The 21,745-nt window shown below is 70.5% G+C and carries 24 protein-coding genes and 1 pseudogene; 14 read left to right on the top strand and 11 right to left on the bottom strand.

Annotated features, from left to right (window positions below; all coding sequences use genetic code 11):
* The first annotated feature begins 147 nt into the window (after positions 1-147).
* On the top strand, positions 148-717 hold the full coding sequence (locus tag JO379_RS05075) for a TetR/AcrR family transcriptional regulator (RefSeq protein WP_130876523.1): 570 nt from the start codon (positions 148-150) through the stop codon (positions 715-717).
* Between the two features lie 23 nt (positions 718-740).
* Entirely contained in the window at positions 741-1,862 is a 1,122-nt protein-coding gene (locus tag JO379_RS05070) for a GDSL-type esterase/lipase family protein (protein ID WP_209518530.1), read from the top strand.
* Positions 1,863-1,895: 33 nt separating this feature from the next.
* Here JO379_RS05070 and JO379_RS05065 read toward each other — a convergent pair whose 3' ends face one another.
* A complete protein-coding gene (locus JO379_RS05065; RefSeq protein ID WP_130876522.1) occupies positions 1,896-3,053 on the bottom strand; it encodes an FAD-dependent monooxygenase in 1,158 nt (385 codons plus the stop codon).
* Positions 3,054-3,138: 85 nt separating this feature from the next.
* Between JO379_RS05065 and JO379_RS05060 the strand changes: the two genes are divergently transcribed.
* Together JO379_RS05060 and JO379_RS05055 are read left to right on the top strand one after the other, a co-directional pair.
* Complete coding sequence (locus tag JO379_RS05060; RefSeq protein ID WP_130876521.1) at positions 3,139-3,696, top strand: TetR/AcrR family transcriptional regulator; 558 nt, start codon at positions 3,139-3,141, stop codon at positions 3,694-3,696.
* 155 nt (positions 3,697-3,851) lie between these two features.
* Positions 3,852-4,325, top strand: coding sequence for a carboxymuconolactone decarboxylase family protein (locus JO379_RS05055; protein ID WP_130876520.1), 474 nt, complete (start codon positions 3,852-3,854; stop codon positions 4,323-4,325).
* Between the two features lie 124 nt (positions 4,326-4,449).
* Here JO379_RS05055 and JO379_RS05050 read toward each other — a convergent pair whose 3' ends face one another.
* Positions 4,450-5,055 (bottom strand): GNAT family N-acetyltransferase, encoded by a 606-nt coding sequence (locus JO379_RS05050; RefSeq protein ID WP_130876519.1) that lies wholly within the window; start codon positions 5,053-5,055, stop codon positions 4,450-4,452.
* 261 nt (positions 5,056-5,316) lie between these two features.
* On the opposite strand from JO379_RS05050, the gene JO379_RS05045 reads away from it, so the two are divergent.
* The 5 genes from JO379_RS05045 to JO379_RS05025 all read left to right on the top strand — a co-directional run bounded on the left by JO379_RS05045 (position 5,317) and on the right by JO379_RS05025 (position 9,299).
* On the top strand, positions 5,317-5,835 hold the full coding sequence (locus JO379_RS05045) for a toxin-antitoxin system HicB family antitoxin (RefSeq protein WP_130876518.1): 519 nt from the start codon (positions 5,317-5,319) through the stop codon (positions 5,833-5,835).
* A gap of 93 nt (positions 5,836-5,928) precedes the next feature.
* Positions 5,929-6,774, top strand: a complete 846-nt coding sequence (locus JO379_RS05040) for a DUF4097 family beta strand repeat-containing protein (RefSeq protein WP_209514100.1) — start codon at positions 5,929-5,931, stop codon at positions 6,772-6,774.
* Positions 6,775-6,834: 60 nt separating this feature from the next.
* A complete protein-coding gene (locus JO379_RS05035) occupies positions 6,835-7,851 on the top strand; it encodes an ATP-binding cassette domain-containing protein (protein ID WP_372449051.1) in 1,017 nt (338 codons plus the stop codon).
* Positions 7,848-8,636, top strand: a complete 789-nt coding sequence (locus JO379_RS05030; RefSeq protein WP_130876515.1) for an ABC transporter permease — start codon at positions 7,848-7,850, stop codon at positions 8,634-8,636. The genes JO379_RS05035 and JO379_RS05030 overlap by 4 nt, the downstream gene beginning before the upstream one ends.
* 147 nt (positions 8,637-8,783) lie before the next feature.
* Positions 8,784-9,299 carry a GtrA domain-containing protein gene (locus tag JO379_RS05025; RefSeq protein WP_209514098.1) on the top strand — a complete coding sequence of 172 codons (516 nt, stop codon included), beginning with the start codon at positions 8,784-8,786 and terminating at the stop codon, positions 9,297-9,299.
* Positions 9,300-9,317: 18 nt separating this feature from the next.
* On the opposite strand, the gene JO379_RS05020 is transcribed toward JO379_RS05025, so the two are convergent.
* From JO379_RS05020 to JO379_RS05005, 4 genes are all read right to left on the bottom strand, one after another.
* Positions 9,318-10,424, bottom strand: a complete 1,107-nt coding sequence (locus tag JO379_RS05020; protein WP_242625937.1) for a serine hydrolase domain-containing protein — start codon at positions 10,422-10,424, stop codon at positions 9,318-9,320.
* A 245-nt stretch (positions 10,425-10,669) separates the two neighbouring features.
* Entirely contained in the window at positions 10,670-11,122 is a 453-nt protein-coding gene (locus JO379_RS05015; RefSeq protein ID WP_242625922.1) for an alpha/beta hydrolase family protein, read from the bottom strand.
* 114 nt (positions 11,123-11,236) lie between these two features.
* Positions 11,237-11,608 (bottom strand): hypothetical protein, encoded by a 372-nt coding sequence (locus tag JO379_RS05010; RefSeq protein ID WP_245381383.1) that lies wholly within the window; start codon positions 11,606-11,608, stop codon positions 11,237-11,239.
* Between the two features lie 185 nt (positions 11,609-11,793).
* Complete coding sequence (locus JO379_RS05005; protein WP_209514096.1) at positions 11,794-12,756, bottom strand: TetR/AcrR family transcriptional regulator C-terminal domain-containing protein; 963 nt, start codon at positions 12,754-12,756, stop codon at positions 11,794-11,796.
* 166 nt (positions 12,757-12,922) lie between these two features.
* On the opposite strand from JO379_RS05005, the pseudogene JO379_RS05000 reads away from it, so the two are divergent.
* Positions 12,923-14,062: pseudogene (locus tag JO379_RS05000) on the top strand (FAD-dependent monooxygenase).
* Here the strand turns inward: JO379_RS05000 and JO379_RS04995 are convergent.
* The gene (locus JO379_RS04995; protein WP_209514094.1) at positions 14,041-15,162 is read right to left on the bottom strand and encodes a serine hydrolase domain-containing protein; all 1,122 of its coding nucleotides are present in this window, start codon (positions 15,160-15,162) and stop codon (positions 14,041-14,043) included. The pseudogene JO379_RS05000 and the gene JO379_RS04995 sit on opposite strands and share 22 nt — an antisense overlap.
* Positions 15,163-15,351: 189 nt before the next feature.
* Between JO379_RS04995 and JO379_RS04990 the strand changes: the two genes are divergently transcribed.
* Positions 15,352-15,672 carry a GatB/YqeY domain-containing protein gene (locus tag JO379_RS04990; protein WP_242625936.1) on the top strand — a complete coding sequence of 107 codons (321 nt, stop codon included), beginning with the start codon at positions 15,352-15,354 and terminating at the stop codon, positions 15,670-15,672.
* An 18-nt stretch (positions 15,673-15,690) separates the two neighbouring features.
* Here JO379_RS04990 and JO379_RS04985 read toward each other — a convergent pair whose 3' ends face one another.
* Positions 15,691-16,548 carry a class I SAM-dependent methyltransferase gene (locus JO379_RS04985; protein WP_209514092.1) on the bottom strand — a complete coding sequence of 286 codons (858 nt, stop codon included), beginning with the start codon at positions 16,546-16,548 and terminating at the stop codon, positions 15,691-15,693.
* A 114-nt stretch (positions 16,549-16,662) separates the two neighbouring features.
* On the opposite strand from JO379_RS04985, the gene JO379_RS04980 reads away from it, so the two are divergent.
* Both JO379_RS04980 and JO379_RS04975 read left to right on the top strand, forming a co-directional pair.
* Entirely contained in the window at positions 16,663-17,250 is a 588-nt protein-coding gene (locus JO379_RS04980; RefSeq protein ID WP_209514090.1) for a TetR family transcriptional regulator, read from the top strand.
* A 119-nt stretch (positions 17,251-17,369) separates the two neighbouring features.
* Positions 17,370-17,891 (top strand): DUF4396 domain-containing protein, encoded by a 522-nt coding sequence (locus JO379_RS04975; RefSeq protein WP_209514088.1) that lies wholly within the window; start codon positions 17,370-17,372, stop codon positions 17,889-17,891.
* A gap of 6 nt (positions 17,892-17,897) precedes the next feature.
* On the opposite strand, the gene JO379_RS04970 is transcribed toward JO379_RS04975, so the two are convergent.
* The 3 genes from JO379_RS04970 to JO379_RS04960 all read right to left on the bottom strand — a co-directional run bounded on the left by JO379_RS04970 (position 17,898) and on the right by JO379_RS04960 (position 20,554).
* The gene (locus JO379_RS04970; RefSeq protein ID WP_209514085.1) at positions 17,898-18,647 is read right to left on the bottom strand and encodes an SDR family oxidoreductase; all 750 of its coding nucleotides are present in this window, start codon (positions 18,645-18,647) and stop codon (positions 17,898-17,900) included.
* Positions 18,644-19,315: an alpha/beta hydrolase family protein gene (locus tag JO379_RS33125; protein ID WP_307841900.1), complete on the bottom strand. Its 672-nt coding sequence runs from the start codon at positions 19,313-19,315 to the stop codon at positions 18,644-18,646. Before JO379_RS33125 ends, JO379_RS04970 begins: the two co-directional genes overlap by 4 nt.
* A gap of 318 nt (positions 19,316-19,633) precedes the next feature.
* Positions 19,634-20,554, bottom strand: coding sequence for a zinc-binding dehydrogenase (locus tag JO379_RS04960; RefSeq protein WP_130876503.1), 921 nt, complete (start codon positions 20,552-20,554; stop codon positions 19,634-19,636).
* An 89-nt stretch (positions 20,555-20,643) separates the two neighbouring features.
* Here JO379_RS04960 and JO379_RS04955 point away from each other — a divergent pair, with 89 nt between their 5' ends.
* Entirely contained in the window at positions 20,644-21,582 is a 939-nt protein-coding gene (locus JO379_RS04955) for a LysR family transcriptional regulator (RefSeq protein WP_209514083.1), read from the top strand.
* The last annotated feature ends 163 nt before the right edge of the window (positions 21,583-21,745 follow it).

Here is a 21,745-nt window from a genome sequence, read left to right as displayed (position 1 = left end):
CGACTCCCTGCCCGCCATCCGCACACGTACCCGCCGCACGCTCGTGCCGTCCGGTCGGCCGGCGCCGAGGTGATCACGAAATGCATTTGCCTGAAGCCTTCAGGTAAATGCATGATGGTATTCGCCAGAGCGGAGGAGAGCACCCACATGGCCAGAGCAGGACTGACTCCGGCCACGCTGACCCGGTCCGGCGCCGAACTCGCCGACCGGATCGGCTTCGACCAGGTGACCCCTTCGGCCCTCGCCCGGCACGTCGGCGTCAAGGTCCAGAGCCTGTACGCCCACGTGGCGAACGCGCAGGACCTGAAGACCCGCATCTGCCTGCTCGCTCTGGAGGAGATGGCCGACCGGGCCGCCGACGCGGTGGCAGGGCGCTCCGGGAAGGACGCCCTGGCCGCGTTCGCCACCGTGTATCGCGACTACGCCCGCCGGCACCCGGGCCGCTACGAGGCCGCCCGCCATCAGCTCGACCCGCAGACCGCGGCCGCCAGTGCCGGGGTGCGCCACGCGCAGATGATGCGGGCCGTGCTGCGCGGCTACGACCTGCCCGAGCCCGAACAGACCCACGCGGTCCGTCTGCTCGGGGCCGTCTTCCACGGCTTCACCGCCCTGGAGCTCGCCGGCTCCTTCGCCCACAGCACCCCTGGTCCCGGTGAGTCGTGGACCTGGACCATCGATTCCCTCGACCGCCTTCTCCGCACCTGGACCACCCCGTGATACTGACGCCCATCACCCCCGGCATGCTGCGCGGCGCCCTGGACACCGAGCGCACCGAGCGCGGTCTGCTCCCGCACCGCCTTCCCGCCCGGGCCCGTCGGCAGATCCCCGACGGCCGGCTCGCCATGGCCGAGGCCCAACCCTCCGGCGTACGCCTGGCCTTCCGCACGGAGGCCACGGTCATCGAGCTGGAGACGCTGCCGACCAAACGCGCTTACCATGGCATGCCCGCGCCGGCCGACGGCGTGTACGACCTGCTGGTGGACGGCAGCCTCACCGCGCAGACAACCGTGAGCGGCGGCAAGCTCCTTCAGATCGACATGTCCACCGGGGCCGCCGAGCTCCACGACGGTGAGCCCGGCACCGCACGCTTCACCACCCTGCCCCCGGGCATGAAGAACATCGAGATATGGCTGCCGCACACGGAGATCACCGAGCTGATCGCCCTGCGCAGCGACGCCCCCGTCCACCCTGCCCACGATTCCGGGCGGCGGGTGTGGCTGCACCACGGCAGCAGCATCAGTCACGGCTCGAACGCCACCCGTCCCACCGGCACCTGGCCCGCCCTCGCCGCTCACCGAGCAGGTGTCGAGCTGGTCAGTCTCGGCTTCGGCGGCAGCGCCCTCCTCGACCCCTTCACCGCCCGCACCATCCGTGACACCCCTGCGGACGTGATCAGCGCCAAGATCGGCATCAACCTCGTCAATGCCGACGTGATGCGCCTGCGCGCCTTCACCCCCGCCGTGCACGGCTTCCTCGACACCATCCGCGAGGGCCACCCCACCACACCGCTCCTGGTGGTCTCTCCCACCTGGTGCCCGGTCCAGGAGGACACCCCCGGCCCCCTGGCCCCGGACTTCACCGGCGGCACGCTCACGTTCACGGCCACCGGCGACCCGGCCGACGTCGCCACCGGACGTCTGACGCTGCGCGTCATCCGCGACGAGCTCGCCCGGATCGTCACGGCGCGCTCCGCCGACGACCCGAACCTGCACTACCTCGACGGCCGCGACCTCTACGGCGAGAGCGACTACGCCGAGCTGCCGCTGCCCGACGAGATCCACCCCTGCCCCGAGGGACACCGGCGCATCGGTGAGAACTTCGCACGGATCTCGTTCGGCACCGACGGCCCGTTCGCTCGATGACCTCACGGTTCACCACCGGCAATCGTCACACGGTCAGCGCAGCACCGGCGGCGTCCAGTCGGCGTGACGCAGGATGGCGCGGATGGTCACGCCTGACGGAGCCAGCCGCATCGCGGCATTGCGCAGGGTGACGGCTGCCGGATGGGACAGCTGCTGGCCCATCCGGCCCGCCTGACGGGCCGCGCGGGCGACCGCCTGGCTGCGGGGGCGGCGTTCGGTGTCGTAGCGCGCCAGCGCCGCTTCGACGGTGGACTCGGTGGCGAGCGCGGCGGTCAGCACGGCAGCGTCCTCCATTGCCTGGCAGGCGCCCTGGCCGAGGTTGGGCGTCATCGCGTGGGCGGCGTCCCCGAGGAGGACGACGCGGCCCACGGCATAGGCGGGCACGGGGACGACCAGCTCCTTGATGTCATGGTGCAGCACGGCCTCGGGCCTGGTCACTGCGAGCAACGCGGGAATCGGTGCGTGCCAGCCGCCGCACCGGCGGCGCACTTCCGCCAGGGGGTCGGGAAAACGGGCGCCCTCAGGGGCGTTGAGGACGGCGTGCCACTCCGCTCGGCCGTCCGCGAAGGCGATGTGGCCGAACTCGGCACCGCGGCCCCAGGTCAGCTCGAAGTCGGAGTCCATCGCCAAGGGACCCTCGGTGATGGCGCGCAACACGGTCGATCCGCTGTAGGCGGGGCCGGGATGGTCCGGGAACAGCTGGGCGCGCAGTCGGCTGTTGACGCCGTCGGCGCCCACGACCAGGTCCGCGTCGAGCTCGGCGCTCTCCAGACGCACTCGCGGCTGCTCCGGGACGGAACGGTCGACGGACACCGCCTCCGCGCCGGCCACCAGGGACTCGGGCGGTAGCGCGTCACGGAGCAGCCGGTGCAGCACGGCGCGCGGAATGCCGACGATCGGCGTGCCGAGCGCGCGCTCCAATGCCCTGCCGTCCATCCGTGCCAGACAACGGCCACGGGGAGTCCGCGTGGCCCCGGTGTACTGCGGGCGGGCAGCCGCGCGCACCGTGGCGCCGACGCCCAGGGCGTCCAGCGCGCGGATGCCGTTGGCGTGCAGGGAGATGCCCGCTCCCGCGTCGTCGAGGACCCGGGCGCGTTCCAGGACCGTCACCTCCCAGCCGATCCGGCGCAGGCCGATCGCTGTGGCCAGCCCGCCGATGCCGCCCCCGACCACCACTGCCTTGTTGCCCATACCGAGCCCCTCCCGTGCCTGCAGCCGTGCTTCTACAGATGTAGAAGGAGGGTAGTGCACACGCTCTACAGGTGTAGAAAGGGGTGTGACCACAGACCGACGTACCGTGCTTGCCGATGCGGCTATCCAAGTTCTCGCCGGGGAAGGGATGCGGGGGCTGACGCACCGCGCCGTGGACCGGGCCGCCGGTATGCCACCGGGCACCACATCCGCGTACTACCGCACACGTCAGGCGCTGCTCGCGGCACTGGTGCGGCGCCTTGTCGACCGTGACCAAGGCGAACTGCAAGGCCTCGGGGAGGAGCAGCCGAGGCCCCGGAGCGCCGATGAGCTGGCAGCCGGGATCGCCGCGTTCGTCGAGACGCGTCTGACGGGGGACGGGCGCGAGCGGTCGCTCGCGCGGTACGCCTGCGCTGTGGAGAGCGCGCGTCATCCGGAACTGCGGGAGATCCTCGTGCCACGGGAGAACGCCGCTCGCGATGCCGTGCGCGACTTCCTGGCCGATCGAGGCGTCGAGGACGCGGACGGGCGGACCCTCACGCTGCTGGCCTGCGTGGACGGTCTCGTCTTCGACCGGCTGGTCGGCGGAGGGCAGGTGCCGGTGGAGGAGATCCAGGGGCTCGTGGAGGCCGCTCTGCGGTAGGGGGTGCCGGATGCCAAGCCGGCGGCATGCCGCCGGGCACGCACCGCCGCAGTTTCCGCTGCGGAGTGACGCAGGTCGCAATGCGTCCATGTCACATCTCGCTGAGCTGCCTCGTCGAAGGTGTGTAACCGTCGGACAAGGCAATGGAGCGCATCGTGGAAGCACGTCTGAACCCCTTCACCAACCCGGTCCTGGGCAAGGTCTTCAAGCACATCATCGCCGCGAACAAGGTGCTCGAGGAGTCGACCCTGCCGGCTTCGACGCAGGAGCTGGTCAAGCTCCGCGCCAGCCAGATCAATGGCTGCGGCTTCTGCACCGACATGCACTTCAAGGACGCCGTGCACGCCGGAGAGTCCGCGGAACGCCTCAACCTGGTCGCGGCCTGGCGGGAGGCCACGGTGTTCACCGAGGCCGAGCGCGCGGCGCTGGAACTGGCGGAGGAGGCCACTCGCATCGCCGATGCGGCGGGCGGCGTCCCGGACGAGGTCTGGGCGAACGCCGCCCGGTACTACGACGAGGACCAGCTCGGCGCCCTGGTGGGTGTCATCACCGTCATCAACGCCTTCAACCGCGGGAACGTCATGCTCCAGATGCCCGCCGGCGACTACCAGCCCGGCCAGTTCGGATAACCCTGCGGGCAGCCGACAAGGGCCGTCTGATGTGACGTCGGGCGGGAAGATGAGGGCCACGGTGGGCCGGCGCTTCCATGGGAAACGCCGGCCCACCGGCGTACGCCCGCAGGCCGTGCCGGGACTACCGGCGAACGTCGCCGCGCGCCTCCCGCCACATCGACCAGAGCGTCGGGCCGCCCCCGGGTACGTGGATCTCGCCCCGCACGGTGAATCCGAAGCGCTCGTAGAAGCCGATGTTGGTCTGCTTCGACGATTCGAGGTGTGTCGGCAGCCCGGCCGCGTCCGCCTTGGCCAGGCCCGAACGCAGCAGGGCAGCGCCGTGGCCGTGGCCCTGGACCGCCGGGTCGGCGCCGAGCACTGCCAGATACCAGTGCGGCTCCTGGGGTGCTGCCTTGCCGACCAGCTCCAGCATTTCTCCCAGCCGGGCCACGTGCTCGCCCAACAGCCCGTTGATGCGGGCCAGCGTCCCCTCGTCCGGGTGCTGCTCGGCCGTGCCGGGCGGTGTCCAGAAGGCTGCTGCCGCGTCGGTGTGCTCGCAGTGACCGAGCGGACCGTACTTGTGGGTGAGCATGACGTCGAACCACTGGGCGAGACGGCCCTCACGCCCGTCTTCGTCGGGGAAGAGCCACAGCATCATCGGGTCGTCCGCGAAAGCACGGGCCAGGACGTGTGTGATCTCGGGAGCGTCGCCGGTGTCGATCGGCTGGGGCGTGTTCGGTGAGTGCATGCGGCCAACGTAGGGTCCACGGTCATTCCGGCACATCGGTCGTTCTACCGATGGCCGAGGCCTCTGGTGTCATGTGGTGCCATTCGGTGCCACCTAGTGCCAATCCGTGACCCTCGATGGCGCCTGAGTGCCCATGGTGCCGCAACGGCTTGGATCGTCCACGCCGCATTTCCGCAGCCAAGGCGGGCCGCCCCTGAACTCGCCCGCACGGGGCGCCGCCCGGGCTTGCGCGTGGTGCCATCATGGTGCCATGATGACGTCATGGACCTCACCCCGTATGTCGACACCCTCCGCCGCGAACTCGCGGTGGCTGCCGAGGCCGGCGGCGACGAAGCCCGCGAGCTGGCCGATCGGCTCACCGCTCCTCTGGAGTCGGCGACCCGGCTGACCATGCTCAATGTGCTCTCCGCGGCGATGGACGAGATCACCCGCGAGCTCGCCCCCGGCTCGGTCGACGTACGGCTGCGCGGGCTGGACCCCGACTTCGTGGTGACACTGCCGCCCACCGACGGCGGCGCCCCCGCGGGACCGGCCGCGCCCGTCGAACCGTTCAAGGCATCGGCCCCGGCCGAAGGCGACGAGGGGGGCACCGCCCGCGTCAATCTGCGTCTGCCGGCCCACCTCAAGGCCCGCGCCGAGGAGGCCGCGAGCCGTGAGGGCCTGTCGGTCAACGCGTGGCTGGTGCGCGCCGTGTCGGCCGCGGTGGACGGGGGCTCCCGGCCCCGTGCGACGGAGAAGGCCCAGACCATCGGACAGAGCATCACGGGCTGGGTGCGTTAGTCACGGGCCCCACCCGCACCACTGCACCCGCACCACTTCACCCCACGTCCCACCAGCGGGGACGAGCCAAAGACTCATGAGGACGGGACAGCCATGCCTTCTTACGACACTCCCGAACCGATCTCGGCCACGGCGCACGTGGAGGCCGGTTCCATTCAGTTCATCGCGGGCGACCGCCTCGACACCGTCATCGAGGTGCGGCCCCGCAACCCGAAGAAGGACCGGGACGTGCGGACGGCCGACCAGACCGAGGTCACGTACGCGAGCGGCGTCCTGACCGTCAGGACGCCCAAGCCCGTGTTCGGTCTCGGCCGCACCGGCGTCGTCGACGTGACGGTCGAACTGCCCACGGGCTCACGCGCCGAGGTGATCGGCGCCTGGACCCAGGTGCACAGCGAGGGCCGGCTCGGCGAGGTCCGCGTGAAGACCTCCTCCGGTGACGCCCGTCTCGACATCACCGGCCCGCTGAAGCTGACCGCCTCCCACGGCTCGATCGCCGTGGACCGGGTCGAGGGCACGGCCGAGATCACCACCAGCTCCGGCAGCCTGCGCCTCGGCCTCGTCGACGGCCCCGCCGTCCTGAAGAACTCGCACGGCTCCACGACCGTCGGCGTCGCGACCGGTGAGCTGCGGGTGAGTGGTGCCAACGGCGACATCGACATCGTGCGCGCCGAGGGCTCGGTCACCGCCACCACCGCCCACGGCACCCTGCGGGTAGGTGAAGTGGCCCGCGGGGCCGTACAGCTGGAGACCTCCTACGGTTCCATCGAGGTCGGCATCCGCGAGGGCACGGCCGCCTGGCTCGACGCCCACTCGGGCTCCGGCCAGGTGCGCAACACGCTCACCGCGTCCGAGGCCCCGGCGTCGACCGAGGACACCGTCGAGGTCCGCGCCCGTACCCGGTACGGCCATATCGACATCCGCCGCGCCAAGGCCTGAGCACCACCTCCTCAACCGGCCCCGCCTTCCCCGTACTTCAGCCTTCGAATGGAGGGCTCCATGCCTTCTTTTGTCATGCCCACATCCAGTTTGGGTGACGGTCGGCCGTCACCGGCCGCTGTCTCCGCCGTCGGTCTGCGCAAGTCCTACGGTGACAAGACCGTCCTCGACGGCATCGATCTGCGTATCCCGGCCGGTTCGGTCTTCGCGCTGCTCGGCCCGAACGGCGCCGGCAAGACCACCGTCGTGAAGATCCTCTCCACGCTCATCACCGCCGACGGCGGACAGGCCCAGGTCGCGGGCCACGACGTCACCACGTCACCGGACGGTGTGCGTGCCGCGATCGGTGTCACCGGTCAGTTCTCGGCGGTGGACGGGCTGATCACGGGGGAGGAGAACATGCTCCTCATGGCGGATCTGCACCATCTGTCGAAGCGGGAGGGGCGGCGGGTCGCCGCTGAGCTGCTGGAGCGCTTCGACCTGGTGGAGGCGGCGAAGAAGCCCGCCTCCACCTACTCCGGCGGTATGAAGCGCCGCCTGGACATCGCGATGACGCTGGTCGGTGATCCGCGGATCATTTTCCTCGACGAGCCGACCACCGGCCTCGACCCGCGCTCGCGCCACAACATGTGGCAGATCATCCGCGAGCTGGTCTCCGACGGCGTCACCGTCTTCCTCACCACCCAGTATCTGGAGGAGGCCGACGAACTCGCCGACCGGATCGCGGTGCTGAACGGCGGCCGGATCGCCGCCGAGGGCACCGCCGACGAGCTCAAGCGCCTGATTCCCGGCGGGCACGTGCGGCTGCGGTTCGCCGACCCGGCCGCCTACCGCTCCGCCGCCACCGCCCTGCGCGAGGTCACCCGCGACGACGAGGCCCAGGCGCTGCAGATCCCCAGCGACGGCAGCCAGCGCGAACTGCGCTCCCTCCTCGACTGGCTGGACTCCGCCGGCATCGAGGCCGACGAACTCACCGTCCACACCCCCGACCTCGACGACGTCTTCTTCGCCCTCACCGCCACCAACCAACCGAACCAGCCGAACCAGCCGCACCAGGCCAAGGAAGCAGTCCGATGAGCTCCCTCACCCTCTCCCTGCGCGACTCGTCCACCATGCTGCGCCGCAACCTCCTGCACGCGCGCCGCTACCCCTCCCTCACCCTCAACCTCCTGCTCACACCGATCATCCTGCTGCTGCTCTTCGTCTACGTCTTCGGCGATGTGATGAGCGCGGGTATGGGAGGTGGCGCGGACCGCTCCGAGTACGTCGCCTACGTCGTGCCGGGCATCTTGCTGATGACCATCGGAGGCACCGTGGTCGGCACCGCCGTGTCCGTCTCCAACGACATGACCGAGGGCATCATCGCCCGCTTCCGCACGATGGCGATCCACCGCGGCTCGGTGCTCATCGGGCACGTCATCGGCAGCGTGCTGCAGTCGATCGCCAGTGTGGTGCTCGTGGGCGCCGTGGCCGTGGCCATCGGCTTCCGGTCCACCGGCGCCACGCCCCTGGAGTGGCTGGCGGCCTTCGGACTGATGGCCCTGGTGGCCCTGGCACTCACCTGGATCGCGGTCGGGATGGGCATGGTCAGCCCGAACGCCGAGGCGGCCAGCAACAACGCACTGCCGCTGATCGTCCTGCCGCTCATCTCGAGCGCCTTCGTCCCGGTCGACGCGATGCCGGGCTGGTTCCGGCCGATCGCCGAGTACCAGCCCTTCACACCCGCCATCGAGACCCTGCGCGGGCTGCTGCTCGGCACCGAGATCGGCCACAACGGGTGGCTCGCGGTCGCCTGGTGCCTGGGCCTCACGGTGCTCGGCTACTTCTGGTCGAAGGCGGTTTTCAACCGCGACCCGAAGTAACCGAGACGACATGGACACGGCCGGGCCGGGGCGCCTACGGCGTCCATGCGTGGCGCTATAAATGGCTCGCATTGGCGCCATGCGTGCACCATGATGGCGCCAGAGGTGCGCATTTCGCGGGATGAATCATCGGAAGGGGGCGGGATCATGGAGACAGCACAGAGCAAACAGCAAGCGGCGCCCGGCGCCTTCACCGCCTTCGCCCGCTTCGTGCTCTGCGGCGGCGGGGTGGGCCTCGCCTCCAGCTTCGCCGTGGCGGCCCTCGCCTCCTGGATTCCCTGGGTCCTGGCCAACGCCCTGATCACCGTGGTCTCCACGCTCCTCGCCACCGAGTTGCACGCCCGCTTCACCTTCGGCGGGGGCGGGCGCGCGACCTGGCACCAGCACGCGCAGTCGGCCGGGTCCGCGGCGGCCGCGTACGTGGTGACCTGCATCGCGATGCTCGCTCTGCACCAGCTGGTGGCGGCACCCGGTGCGGTGCTCGAGCAGGTCGTCTACCTGTCCGCCTCCGCACTCGCCGGTGTCGCGCGGTTCGTGGTGCTGCGCCTCGTTGTCTTCGCGCGGACCCGCTCGCAGGCCGTGGCCACGGTCTGTCCCGTGAATGCGACCGTCGCCCGCGCCTCGGCCCCGACCGGCCCTGCGGCGCTCTGCCGTGCCGCCTGACCGTCCCCCCGGGGGGCGTCAGGTGGCATTCCCGTCCTGGGCGTCGGTACCGCACATCGCTTGCTGGTACAGCGTCGACAGCGCGTAGTCGATGGGGTGGGGCTGCGGCTTCCCCGAGGAGTCCGGCTTGTTCCACCTCTGGAGGTTGACCGCGACGGACATCTGACGCTTGCCGTCGGCCCGGGTCAGGGACATCGTTCCGGACCCCCAGACCGTTCCGTCGTGGCCCCAGAAGATGCCGCAGCCCGGCCTGGTGACCTTGTGCAGGCCGAGGCCGTACTCGATCGTCGATCCGTCCAGGGCGATGACCGGGATCGTGCGCTGCATCTGCGCCAGCGTGGACCGGTTGACGACCGTGCCGTCGAGCAGTTTGCCGTAGAAGCGGTTGAGATCCTCCATGGTCGATACGAGAGCGGCGCCCGTGCCCGTCCAGGACATGTTGTAGACGCTGTAGTCGCGCGGCGGGTCGATCAGGCCGTAGAAGGCCTCGTACATCCGCGAGTGCGGTCCCTCGATGCGCGGCCCGGTCGGGAACGCGGTGTGCCGGAGCCCGGCACGCTCGATGACGTTCCGGGTGATGTACTCCTCGGCCGGGGTACCGGTCACTCGCTCCAGGAGTTGGCCGAGGAGCAGGTAATTGGTGTTGGAGTACACCCCCTTGGGGCCCCCGGGCTCGCCGGTGGGAGGCGCCGCGAGCCCCAGCTCGATCAGCTCCGCGGGATGGAACTGCCTGAAGCGGTTGTCGTCCAGGCTCTTGGGCGAGACGTCCGGCAGGGAAGGGAACGCCTTGAGGGACGGGAACGCGTAGGGGATGTAATCGGGGATGCCGCTGGTGTGGTTGAGCAGCATCCGGACCGTGATCTTCCGGCCGCGTTCCCCCGGCACCAGATGCGGCAGATAGCCACCGATCGGCGCATCGAGCCGGATCCGGCCCCGTTCGACCTGCTGCATGACGGCGGCGGCGGTGAAGGTCTTGGTGACGCTGCCGACGCGGTGCCGCATGTCGGGTCCGACGGGACGGCCGGTCCTGACGTCGGCGACCCCGGAAGCGCCGCGCCATATCCGGTCGGCGTCGCGCACCTCGCCGTACACGCCCGGTACCCCCGCGCGGTGGACACCGTCCATGGCGGACTTCAGCCCCGCCGGACGGAAGCCGGCCGACGGGCTTGTGCCGCCGGTCGGCACGGTCCGTTCCCCGGCGGGCGCGGGAGCCGCCGTCACCGTGCCCGCACAAGCGACCAGCGCGGCCATGCCTGCGCAGAACACCAGTCGAATCTTCATGTCATCCGGCCTTTCATGGGATTCACGATCAATGAGTCCGAAGGCACGAGAGGGACTCCTCACGCCTTCGGGATGCACAACACGACGAGCTAGACCGGCGCGCGGCGCAGGGCTGCGGCGAGGTCGGTGATCTGACGCTGCGAGACCGCGGCGGACTGTATCGCCTGTGACCCGTGGAAGGTGCCGGGCCACTGGTGCAGCTCGACCGACACGCCGGCCTGGAGAAGGCGCAGTGCGTAGGCGTTCGTCGCGGTTCGGACAGAACTCGGCGGTGGCGATGTAGGCCGGTGGCAGGCCGGAAAGGTCGGTGGCCCACCGGGCGCTCGATGTCCAGGTCGCCGAAGACGCCCCCACCGCCGTGCGTAGATCGGCATCGCTACGTCCGGATCGGCGGGCACGGTGCGGTCCTCGACCTCCATGGCCGAGGTGTCCGGTGCCGGCACCGCGGCAGCATGCTCGGCGACGTGCTTGCGCGCGGTGACCGGGTCGTTCAGGTCGAGGTCCGGCAGGAACGGGATGAAGGCTTCGAGTTCGGGATCCATGACGACCATCCTCACGACCGCCGTCGGCGGGGTCACCCGCCATCCGTCGCGTAACCCGCCACGATGGCGCACCACTCGGCGCGCCCCGGACTGGGTACGGGTGGCCCCCGTGCGTCAGGAGGCCGGTTCGACCTCGAGCCAGCGGTGCCGACGGGAATCGCGGTATTCCAGCGCGACCCAGCCCAGCCTTCCGAGGGCCTGCGTGCAGAGCTGAAGCGCGTCCCCTTGTTCCCGGGAAGCCCGGCTTCCTGGCGGGCCGAGCCATTCGACGCGAGCCATCACCTCGGGCCGGCCGCTGCGGTGAGTGGCCCGGGACGGCTCTGCCCGGCGGACGACGTACCCGGTGGAAAGACGCCGGCCGTCGGCGTCCACAGCGGAGGGTGCGATGCCGGCTGCCTCCAGGGCGAGGGCGATCGCGCGTACGGGTTGCAGCAGCTCCCACGGTGCCGGGACGGCCGTCGGATCGGCGGCTCCGCCGTTCATCATGCGGCGGATCTGCAAAAGAGCGTCAACGGCTTGCCGGACGGCGGCCGCACGCTCGTGGGGGCCCCCGGGGACAGGCTCCTCGTCTCCCGTAGCCACCGGGAAGCCCGCCGTGCCGCCGGTCACCTTGCCTCCCACCCTGCTGTCGCCGTCCCTGGTACGAAGTCCCGGCCAGGATGCCAGTGTGTCTACGCGACGGCTTCCTGTCCTTCGATGAGGGAAGTCAGTCCGTCGAGAAGTGCCTTGAGGCCGAATTCGAAGAGCGCGTCGAGATTCAGGTCGTAGCCGTCGGTGAAGGATCCGACCACCTTGGCGAAGGCCGGGAAGCGGCCGGATTCCACCAGTCCCTGGAGGGCGGGGGCGCGGCTGTCCATCCACTGGTCTTCCGACTGGCCTGTGGAGGCCGCGGCGTGTGCTTCCATCTCGAGGTGCCCCGCCAGGCCGTGGACATGGCTGTAGAGCAGGACATGCATGTCGAACAGCGTGGTGGGGTCGAGGCCGTGTCCGTCGAGGGCGCCGAGCATCCACTCGCCGTGGACCATCAGATTGGGTACGAGCAACGGACGGGTGAGAGAGCCGAGCTGCGCCAGCCACGGGTGCTTCCGGTACAGGCTCCACAGGGTCCGGGCGCCCAGCTCGATGCGGGTACGCCAATCCTCGGGGGCGTCGGCGGGGTAGGACTGCTCGCCGAACGCGGCATCGGCCATGTGCAGGACGAGGTCTTCCTTGCTCGGGACGTACCGGTAGGTCGACATCGCCGCGACGCCGAGCCGGGCCGCGACGCCGCGCATGGAGAGCGCCGAGAGCCCTTCGGCGTCGGCGATCTCCGTGGCGGTACGGACGATCCGGTCGAGGCTCAGTTCCTGCTCGGGTTCGGGGACGGGGGACGGGCGCCTGCGCGCCGGTGCGGCGGGGGCGGTTCCGGCGACGACCGTGCCGATCCGTGGCCGGGTCTCGACAAGTCCCCCCAGACGCAGGGTGGTCAGGGCCTTGGTGGCGGTGGCGAGCGCGACGCCCCATTCCCCGGCGATCTGCCGGGTCGAGGGCACCCGGTCCCCGGGGGCGAGTTCACCGTCCGCGATGCGCCGCCGGATCTCGGCGACGATGCGCAGGTAGGGCGGCTCCCCGACTGTATCTGTGGCCCTCGTCACGTCCTGCTGCCTTCCTGTCCTGTACTAGTGCAGAGGGTAGCAGCGACAACGTCGCATGGGGCCTGTCTGTCCTAGTACAGACGGGGCATTCGGCCAGTTGAGAGCGTTGCCTGTACGGCGTACGTTCAGGTTGCGTACACCGTACAGAGCCCTGAAGGAGCTTCTCATGCAGACCGTACTCATCTCCGGCGGCGGCATCGCCGGTCCTGTCCTCGCCTACTGGTTGCGCCGCCACGGCTTCGCGCCCACCGTCGTCGAGCGCGCCCCGGGGCAACGCCCCGGCGGCCAGGCCGTGGACATCCGGGGGGTCGCCCTCGATGTCGTCGAGCGGATGGGCCTGCTGGAATAGGCACGGAGTGTCCGCACCCGGATGCGCGGCATGTCGATCCTCGACCCCGACGGCCACGAGGTCGACCGCTCCACAGAGGCGACCTTCAGCAGCGGCCGGCTCGACAGCGAAGACATCGAGGTGCTGCGCGAGGACCTGGTACGGATGGTGTACGAACACACGCGCGCAGGCGTCGAGTACCTCTTCGGCGACAGCATCACCGCGCTCGACGAGGGCGGGACCGGCGTGCGCGTCGACTTCGCGCACGGGCCGTCCCGTGTCTTCGACCTCGTGATCGGCGCCGACGGCCTCCACTCCGCCGTACGGCGCCTGGCCTTCGGTCCGGAGGAGCGTTTCGCCCACCACTTGGGCAGCTACCTCTCGGTGTTCAGCGCGGACAACTTCCTCGGACTGGACGACTGGCAGATGTGGCTGCGGGACGGCGACACGGGCTTCGGCATCATGCCCGTACGCGGCAACACCGAACTCAGGATCGCCTTCGGCTTCGAGTCCGCCCCTCTCGCCCATGACCTCCGCGAGGGCGGCGCCCTCCGGCGGCTGGTCGTGGACAAGCTCGCATCGATGCGGTGGGAAGGGGCCCGTCTGGCCGAGGCCGCCGGGACCGCGCCGGACTTCTACTGCGACGCCATGGCCCAGATCCGCATGGAGCAGTGGTCGCGAGGCCGGGTGGCCCTGCTCGGAGACGCCGGCTACTGCCCTTCCCCCCTCTCGGGGCAGGGCACCAGCCTGGCTCTCGTAGGCGCCCATGTGCTGGCCGACTGCCTCGCCCGGGCCAACGGCGACCACCGCACCGCGTATGCCCGCTACGAGCAGCGGATGCGTCCCTTCGTCACCCTCAACCAGGCGCTGGCCACCGAGAATCCCGGCGGCCCCGCATCGGAGGAATCTATCGCGCACGCCAAGAACGCACTCTTCCTGGACAAGGAATTCCGGGGTCAGCGGGTCAATGCTTCGTAGGCGCTCCGGAGAAGCTTGTGGCCGCGTGGGTCGGTGAGGCCGAGGTGGCTCATCTGGTTCATCACGTAGGTGATGGTCATGCGTGCGTCGTGGTCGTTGACGATCAGTGATCCGCCCCTGCCACCCCAGTAGGACGTGTGGGCGTTGGCTGTGGTGACGGGTGCGTCGTCGGCGTTGAGGGCGTAGCCGATGCCGAAGCGGAGGGGGATGCCGAGCACGAGATCGATGCCGTGGGACTGTTCTTCGAATACCGCGCGGCAGGTGGCTTCGGACAGGAGGCGCGTGGAGGCTGTCCGGCCTCCGGAGGTGAGTACGGATTGGATCGCGGCCACGGATCGTGCGTTTCCGTAGCCTGCTGCGGCAGGGATTTCGGCGCGGTGCCACTGGGGGGTCCAGGTGTCCTGGGCGGTCACGTAAGGCCCGACCGGGATGGTCACGCGGGGGTTGGCCTCGGGCGCGGGGCCGGGTGCGGGGATGACCTCGGAGACCCGGAGGTCGTCTTCGGCTGGGAGGCCGATGTGGAAATCGGCGTCCAGTGGGGCAGCGATCTGGTCGGCGAAGAACGTCCCGACGGTCTGCTGGGAGATACGGCGGATGACCTCACCGATGAGGAAGCCATGGGTGAACCGGTGGTAGCCGGACGCCGTACCGGGTACCCACCGGGGCTTCTGGCGGGCCAGCAGGCTGGTGGCCTTCTCCCAGTCGCACAGGTCGCCGAGTGTCATGGGCCGGTCCCAGTCGGGGAGTCCGGCGGTGTGACCGAGCAGGTGCCGGATCTCGATGTGGTCCTTTCCTGCGGTACCGAACTCGGGCCAGTACTTCCCGACCGGCGCACGCAGGTCGAGTTCACCGCGGTCGACGAGGACGAGGGCACACAGTGCGGTCATCGTCTTCGTCATGGACCACACGTTGGTGAGGGTGTCGCGCTCCCAGGGCCGGGTGCGTGCCGGGTCGGCATACCCTCCCCACAGGTCGACGACGGGTTCGCCGTCGAGGTGGACCGCCACCGAGGCACCGACATCCGCCCCGCTGCGCAGGGAGTCGGCGAACACCTCCCGTACCGCGCTGAACCGGTCGCTGCAGATGCCGTGAATGGCCATGGCGAACAAGATCTCCCATCGCAGAGGGACCTACCTTCGCTGGATCGTCGCGTTCCTGTCGAGGGACCGGCACCCCAGTTGGCGGGAAATGTGTGTCGCACGTGTATCGCGTTGTGAGTGCACGGATACGGCCATAGGGTCATCGGCATGTCTGTACGCCTTCGTATGCGTCAAGCACTGCCGGAAGCGATGCGCGCCCGCGACAAGGTCGCGGTGAGTGCCCTGCGCTCGACACTTGCCGCGCTGGACAACGCCGAGTCGGTGCCCGTGGACGAGGCCGCGCTCCGCGGCGTGGCCCTCGAGTATGCGCCGGTCGGCGCCGGCGCCACCGAAGCACCGCGGCGGGAGCTGAGTGAACGTGCCGTGGTCGATGTCGTGCGCGCCGAGGCCGACGAACGGCTGGAGGCCGCGGCGCAGTTGACTGCGCCCGCGCATGCCGATCGGGCCGAGCGGCTGCGCGCGGAGGCCGCCGTGCTGCTGCGGTTCCTCGACGGCCCCGGCGCCGCATAAGCCGTCCCGGGGCGACCGTCAGCGCCGCGCTGCCCCGCCGCGTACGGCCGTGACCAACCAGGAACTGCTGCGCAGCCACACGGCGCCGTCCGCCTCGTGACGGCACAGCGCGGCCGTCAGCGCCTCACGCGCCTGAGCCTGCTCGGGTGGGCCGACCTGGTCGAGCAGATGCCGTCCGGGGCCGGAGTCCAGCAGGAACGCCGCGGCATCCGCCGCGTCGACACCCCACTTCCCCGGCACCTCGCTCCGCTGCACGTCCACACCGGCGAATCCGGCCGCCGCGAGCAGGGAGCGGAGGCGGTCGGGATCGGTGAGCGAGAACATACCCGGGCCGCCGGGCTTGCCGAAGCCACCCAGCGGCAGGAGGCCCTGGAGCGAGGCCAGCGCCGCCAGCCACTCGTTGGCCTCGGCTTCCGCCGCGCAGATGAAGGCCAGTCGGCCGCCGGGCCGCAGCGCGCGGTGAAGGTTGGTGAACGCGGCGACGGGGTCGGTGAAGAAGGTCATGCCGTAGCGGCTGATGACCGCGTCGAACCCCTCGGCGTCGAAGGGATGGACTTGGGCGTCGCCCTGAAGGAAGGAGACGTTCTCCACCCCTTCGCGCAGGGCGCTGTCGCGGGCCTTCTCCAGCATCGGGCCTGACAGATCCAGTCCGAGCGCCCGGCCGTGCCCGGCGCGCCGGGCCGCGAGGCGGGTGGTGCGGCCGGCCCCGCAGCCGACGTCCAGCACGGCATCGCCTTCCGAGATGGCCGCAGCTTCCAGGAGGGGTTGGTTGAAGCCGTCGTTGACGGCATCCCAGCGTTCCTGGCTGCGGGCCCACTGCTCGCCCTCATAGCCGTTCCACGCCTCGGCCTGCGCGGTGTTGGCGAATTGACCCATGGGTGACTCCCTCCGACGCGGGGCGCAAGTGGCCCCTGCCCCTAGTATGGGCATGTGCCCAAACAGTATGGGCAGGCGCCCATACATGCAATGGGCTTGAGGAAAGGGGCTGTTGTGTCACCTCGTGGAGTAGCGATTCCCGACCTGCGCGAGCGGCTGTTCGCGGCCGCGGAGCGCGTGGTGGCCCGCGACGGCGCCGCCGCCCTGACCAGCCGTGCCATCACCGCGGAGGCGGACTGCGCCAAGGGCGTCCTGCACACGCACTTCGCCGGCCTGGACGGGTTCGTCGCCGAGCTGGTCCTCGACCGGTTCGCGCGGAGCGCCCGCCAGGCCGAAGCGCTGGAAGCGAAGGCGGGACAGGCCACGGTCGCGGACAATCTGCGGGAAGTCGTCCTCGCCTTGATGGACGCCCTGCCTCCCGCGGTGGTGGGACTGGCGATGACGCGCCCGGCAGCGGCCCTGCGCACCCGAGAGGGCTTCCAGTCCGGCGCGCCCGCGTTCGACGCGATCCAGCAGGCCTTCACCGCCTACCTGGAGGCGGAGCGGCGCGGCGGCCGGCTTCCTGTCGACGCCGACCCCGCCACCCTCGCGCTCGCGCTCGTCGGCACGACCCACCACCTGCTGATGACACGCGTTCCCGGGCGCGGGGAGGGCATGGAGGCGACCGTGGGACGGCTGCTGGCCTTTCTGCTGCGCAGCTGACTCCGGGCCGCCGAAATCGCCCGGAAATACCCCAGGGAGGTACAAGGTCGTCCTGTGGATCCGGGGGAGCGGGGCCACAATGGACGGGATGGGACGGGACGGGATGGGGGATGGAGGTCATGGAGGACCACGCACACCGCACCGGTACCGCTCACGGCCACGCTGCGCACCAGGCGCCCCCGGGTCACGCCGGGCCTCGGACGGGTGAGGTGACCTGGGGAGCCGCAGCGAAGGCGACGCTGCACTGCCTGACCGGGTGCGCCATCGGCGAGATCCTCGGCATGGTCATCGGTACCGCCCTGTTGTGGGGCAACGCGCCCACCATGGCCCTGGCGATCGTGCTGGCGTTCGTGTTCGGCTACTCGTTCACGTTGTTCGCGATCCGCAAGGCCGGCCTGGACTTCAGGTCCGCCGTCAAGGTCGCGCTGGCCGCCGACACCGTCTCCATCGCGGTGATGGAGCTCGTCGACAACGGCATCATCGCCCTGGTCCCCGGCGCGATGGACGCCCACCTGTCGGACGCCCTGTTCTGGACGGCTCTGCTGGGCGGCTTCGCCGTGGCTTTCGTGATCACAACGCCGGTCAACAAGTGGATGATCGGCCGCGGCAAGGGCCACGCCGTCGTCCACGCCTATCACTGACCGCCGTCACGCCGCGGGTACGGCCCCCACCAGGCCGCCGTCGATGACCAGATCCTGGCCATTGATGTAGGACGCGTCGGAGGAGGCGAGGAACGCCACGGCCGCCGCGACCTCCTCCGGGAGCCCGAAGCGTCCGGCGACGATCCGGCCGGTCACCGCCTCCATCTCGGCTTCGGTCAGCGCGGCAGTGGGATACATCGGGGTGTCGATGTAGCCGGGGCTGACGGAATTGACGCGGATTCCGCGCGGAGCGAGGCCCGCGGCGAGAGTACGGGCCAGGTTGTGCACGGCGGCTTTGGTCGCCGAGTACAGGGTCAGGACGCTGTTTCCCCGGTGGAGCGTCCAGGACGCGTTGAGGACGATCGAACCACCGTCCACCAGCAACGGCAGCGCCTTGTGGACGGTGAAGAACACCCCCTTGAAATTGACGTCGACGCCGTGGTCGAAGTCCCGCTCGGTGATGTCTTCGAACGGCAGGAACGTGCCGGTGCCCGCGTTCGCGAAGAGACTGTCCAGGTGGCCGTGACGGGCTCGGACCGTCTCCATCAGCGCGTCCACCGCGCCGAGGTCGGCGGAGTCGGCCACGATGCCGGAGGCCCGGGGGCCGAGCTCCCGCACGGCGGCGTCCACGCGCGCCCGGGTGCGGCCGGTGACGATGACCTGGGCGCCCTCGTCGATGAGGCGATGGGCGGTCGCCAGGCCCATGCCGCTGGTGCCGCCGGTGATGAGGACGGTCTTCCCGGCGAAGCGGTTCATGCTGCTGCTCCCGTCAGAACGTGGCAGATGTGGTCGGTGAGATGAGGCAGCCAGTCGGCCCGTGCGTTGCCGAGGAGGTGGTCGCCGTGCGGGACGGACAGGTAGGTGCCGTGCGCTGCCAGACGGGCCAGGGGCCCGCCGTTCGTCACGCCGGGGATGACGTCCTGGCCTCCGTCCACGACCAGCAGCGGGGCCGTGATGCGGGGGGCCAGGGAGGCGAGGTCCACATGGCCGGCGAACGCGCGGGCGGCATCGGCCCCTCCGGTGCGCCGGCTCATGATGTCGCGGACCGGCGGGGGAAGTTCGTCCCAGTCGAGGCGGAAGGGACCGCTGACGGTGGCGACCGCCGCCACGCGCGACTCCAGCGCCGCGGTCCGGGCCGCGAAGTAGCCGCCCAGACTGAGACCCACGAGCCCGACGCGTGCGACGCCCAGGGCGTCGATGACCCGGCCCACGATCTGCTCGTAGTCCGGCCTGAGGACTGTGGTGCCCGCGAGTACGCCTTGCCCGGGACCGTCCATCGCGAACACGGCCAGCCCTCTGGCCAGCAGCGCGGAGACCAGGTCGAGGAACTCTTCCTTGGCCGAGTCCAGGCCGGGAACGACGACCACGGTGCCGGGTGCGTCCGCAGGACCGCGCAGCCAGCCGGTGAACCCCTCGCCGCTCACGCGTCGGGCACCGGGCTCCAGCACCGTGATCGCCCTGCTCAGGGCGTCGTCCGCCTCGGCGGCGGCACGGCCCGGCCTCCGCGTACGGCGCCAAGGTGGCCAGGTGGAACCACCGGGCCGCCATCAGGAGGTACTCACCCCTGGAGACGGACGATTCCGCGTTGTCCGCACGCTGAAGGCAGGAGCGTCCGGTGCGTACGAAGGCCGGTCCCCAGTCGGCGACGGAGGCGAGGCCCTCGGTGACGCGACGGTATTCGTGGGGGTCGACGCCCGCGCCGGTGGCGCGTGTCCACTGCGCCTCGGTGAATTCAGTGGTGCTCATCGTCCGTCTCCCGTCAGCAGAACGGCCTTGCCGCGTATCCGTCGCTCTCGCAGGTCGACCAGTGTGTCGGCGGTGTCCGCCCAGCCGGCGATCCGGCCGATCTCCGGGTGCAGCCTGCCCCGTTCCACGAGGCGCACCAAGGCCGCGAGATCGGGTCCGTAGGGGGCGCCGGCGTAGTGGAAGTGCTGGATCGTGACACGCTCGGGCCCGCCCAGGAGCTCGAAGAAGTCGAGCGTCACCGGACTGCGGCTCGCCTGACCGAACCAGACGAGCAGGCCACCCGGGCGCACCTTGGAGAGGGCGATCGGCAGATCCGGCCCGCCCGTGGACTCCAGCACCACGTCGAACGGCCCCTGGGCCGCCGTGACGTCGTGCACCACCTGCGCGCCCAGCTCCGCGAGCCGCTCGCCGCGCACCCGTGTGGCCGTCACTACGGTCAGCTCCGCCCCGGCCCCCACGGCCAGCTCGGTGACGTAGTGGCCGACGCCGCCCGAGGCGCCGGTCAGCAGCACCCGTCGGCCGGCCAGGGAACCCGCCGTACGCAGCAGCCGCAGGGCGGTGATCCCGGCCAGCGGCAGGGCCGCCGCCCGTACGCTGTCGATGCCGTCCGCGAGCACCGCGAGCGAGGGCGTGGGCACGGCGACGTATTCGGCCCATCCTCCCTGCGCCGGGTGACCCACCACGCGGGTACCGATGCCGGGGCCCGAGCCGTCGGCCGCTGCCTGCACGACGAGCCCTGCGATGTCCTTTCCGGGCAGCAGCCCCGGCCGAGGGCGTTCGAGGAGGAACGTCTCGCCCCTGTTCGGCGCGAACGCCTCGACCTTGATCAATGCTTCACCGGGCTCCGGCGTCGGCTGGGCGACCTCGGCGAAGGCGACCGGACGCGCCGCGTCTCCCGTGGGAATGAGTCTTTGCATGCCGAGGATGCAACCCCCGCACCCGCCCCGCGATCCAACAACGAACGAGCGAAGCTGACAACTTTTGGTTGTCACCTATGGTGGAAGCCATGGATCTCGACATGGCGCAAGTGCGTTCCTTCGTGCGCGCCGCCGAGGAACTGCACTTCGGACGGGCAGCCGGGACTCTCGCCATCTCTCAGCAGGCGCTGTCCAAGAGGATCGCGCGGCTGGAATCCCTGCTCGGCACCGAGCTCTTCCACCGTGGCGGCAACGGGATACGCCTCACCGAAGCCGGACAACGATTTCTCCCACCGGCCCGGCAGACGCTGGCCGCCGCCGACGCCGCGGTCGCAGCGGCGGTCGGAAAGGACCGTCCGCTGCGCGTGGACGTGTGGGGGCACCTCTACGCGCCGATGCGGACGCTGGCCCAAGTCGCGGGACAGTCGAGGGAGTTGATGCTGGGGCACGGGCGTGATCTGCCGTCGGTGACGGCGGCGCTGCTGCACGGAGACATCGACGCGGCCTTCGGCCGCGTGCACCCTCCGCTGCACGCCGGGCTGGCACACCGCCTCGTCCGCCTCGAGCCGGTGGACGCGGTCCTGAGTGCGGACCATCCGCTCGCGGCCGAACCGGCACTGCGCCCGGACCAGCTGCGCGGCAGCGTGCTGTGGGCACCCGGCGCGCTGGACCGGCTCGACTTCCTCCATCAGTTCGCCGGACGATTCGGCATCCGTGACAGGGCCGCGAGTGTCAACCTGGGGCTCGCCCACTTCCTCACCGAAGTGGCCGGCGACCCGCGACGCTTCTCGCTGCTGCCCGCCGACGTGCCCCTGCCGGAGACCCCCGGGCTGCGCTCCGTCCCCCTGGTCGACCCCACACCGCTGTACGCCTGGTCGCTGCTGTGGCGCACCGGCAACGTGCATCCGGGGCTGAACCACCTGACCGCCGCCTGCGCCGCGGAAGCGGGGCGCAGTCGATGGCTGGAGTACGACCCGGCTCACGACTGGCTGCCCGAACCGCCCCGGCCGCCGGGATCAACAGCCTGAACCCTTCGCCGAACGGTCGCAGTAACCGTCGGACGAACGCGTCCGGGTTCCAACTCCCGTAGGCCCGGCGGGCAAACGCCCTACGGTGGAAGGTCACTGCATCGGGGTAATATTTATGGTTCTTCAGGAGCGGCCGGGCATACGGACGTTACTGGTCCCGAGC

Origin of the sequence: Streptomyces syringium (genome assembly GCF_017876625.1) — a bacterium.
GTDB classification, from domain to species: domain Bacteria; phylum Actinomycetota; class Actinomycetes; order Streptomycetales; family Streptomycetaceae; genus Streptomyces; species Streptomyces syringius.
This window is presented reverse-complemented; position numbering and strand designations above follow the sequence as displayed.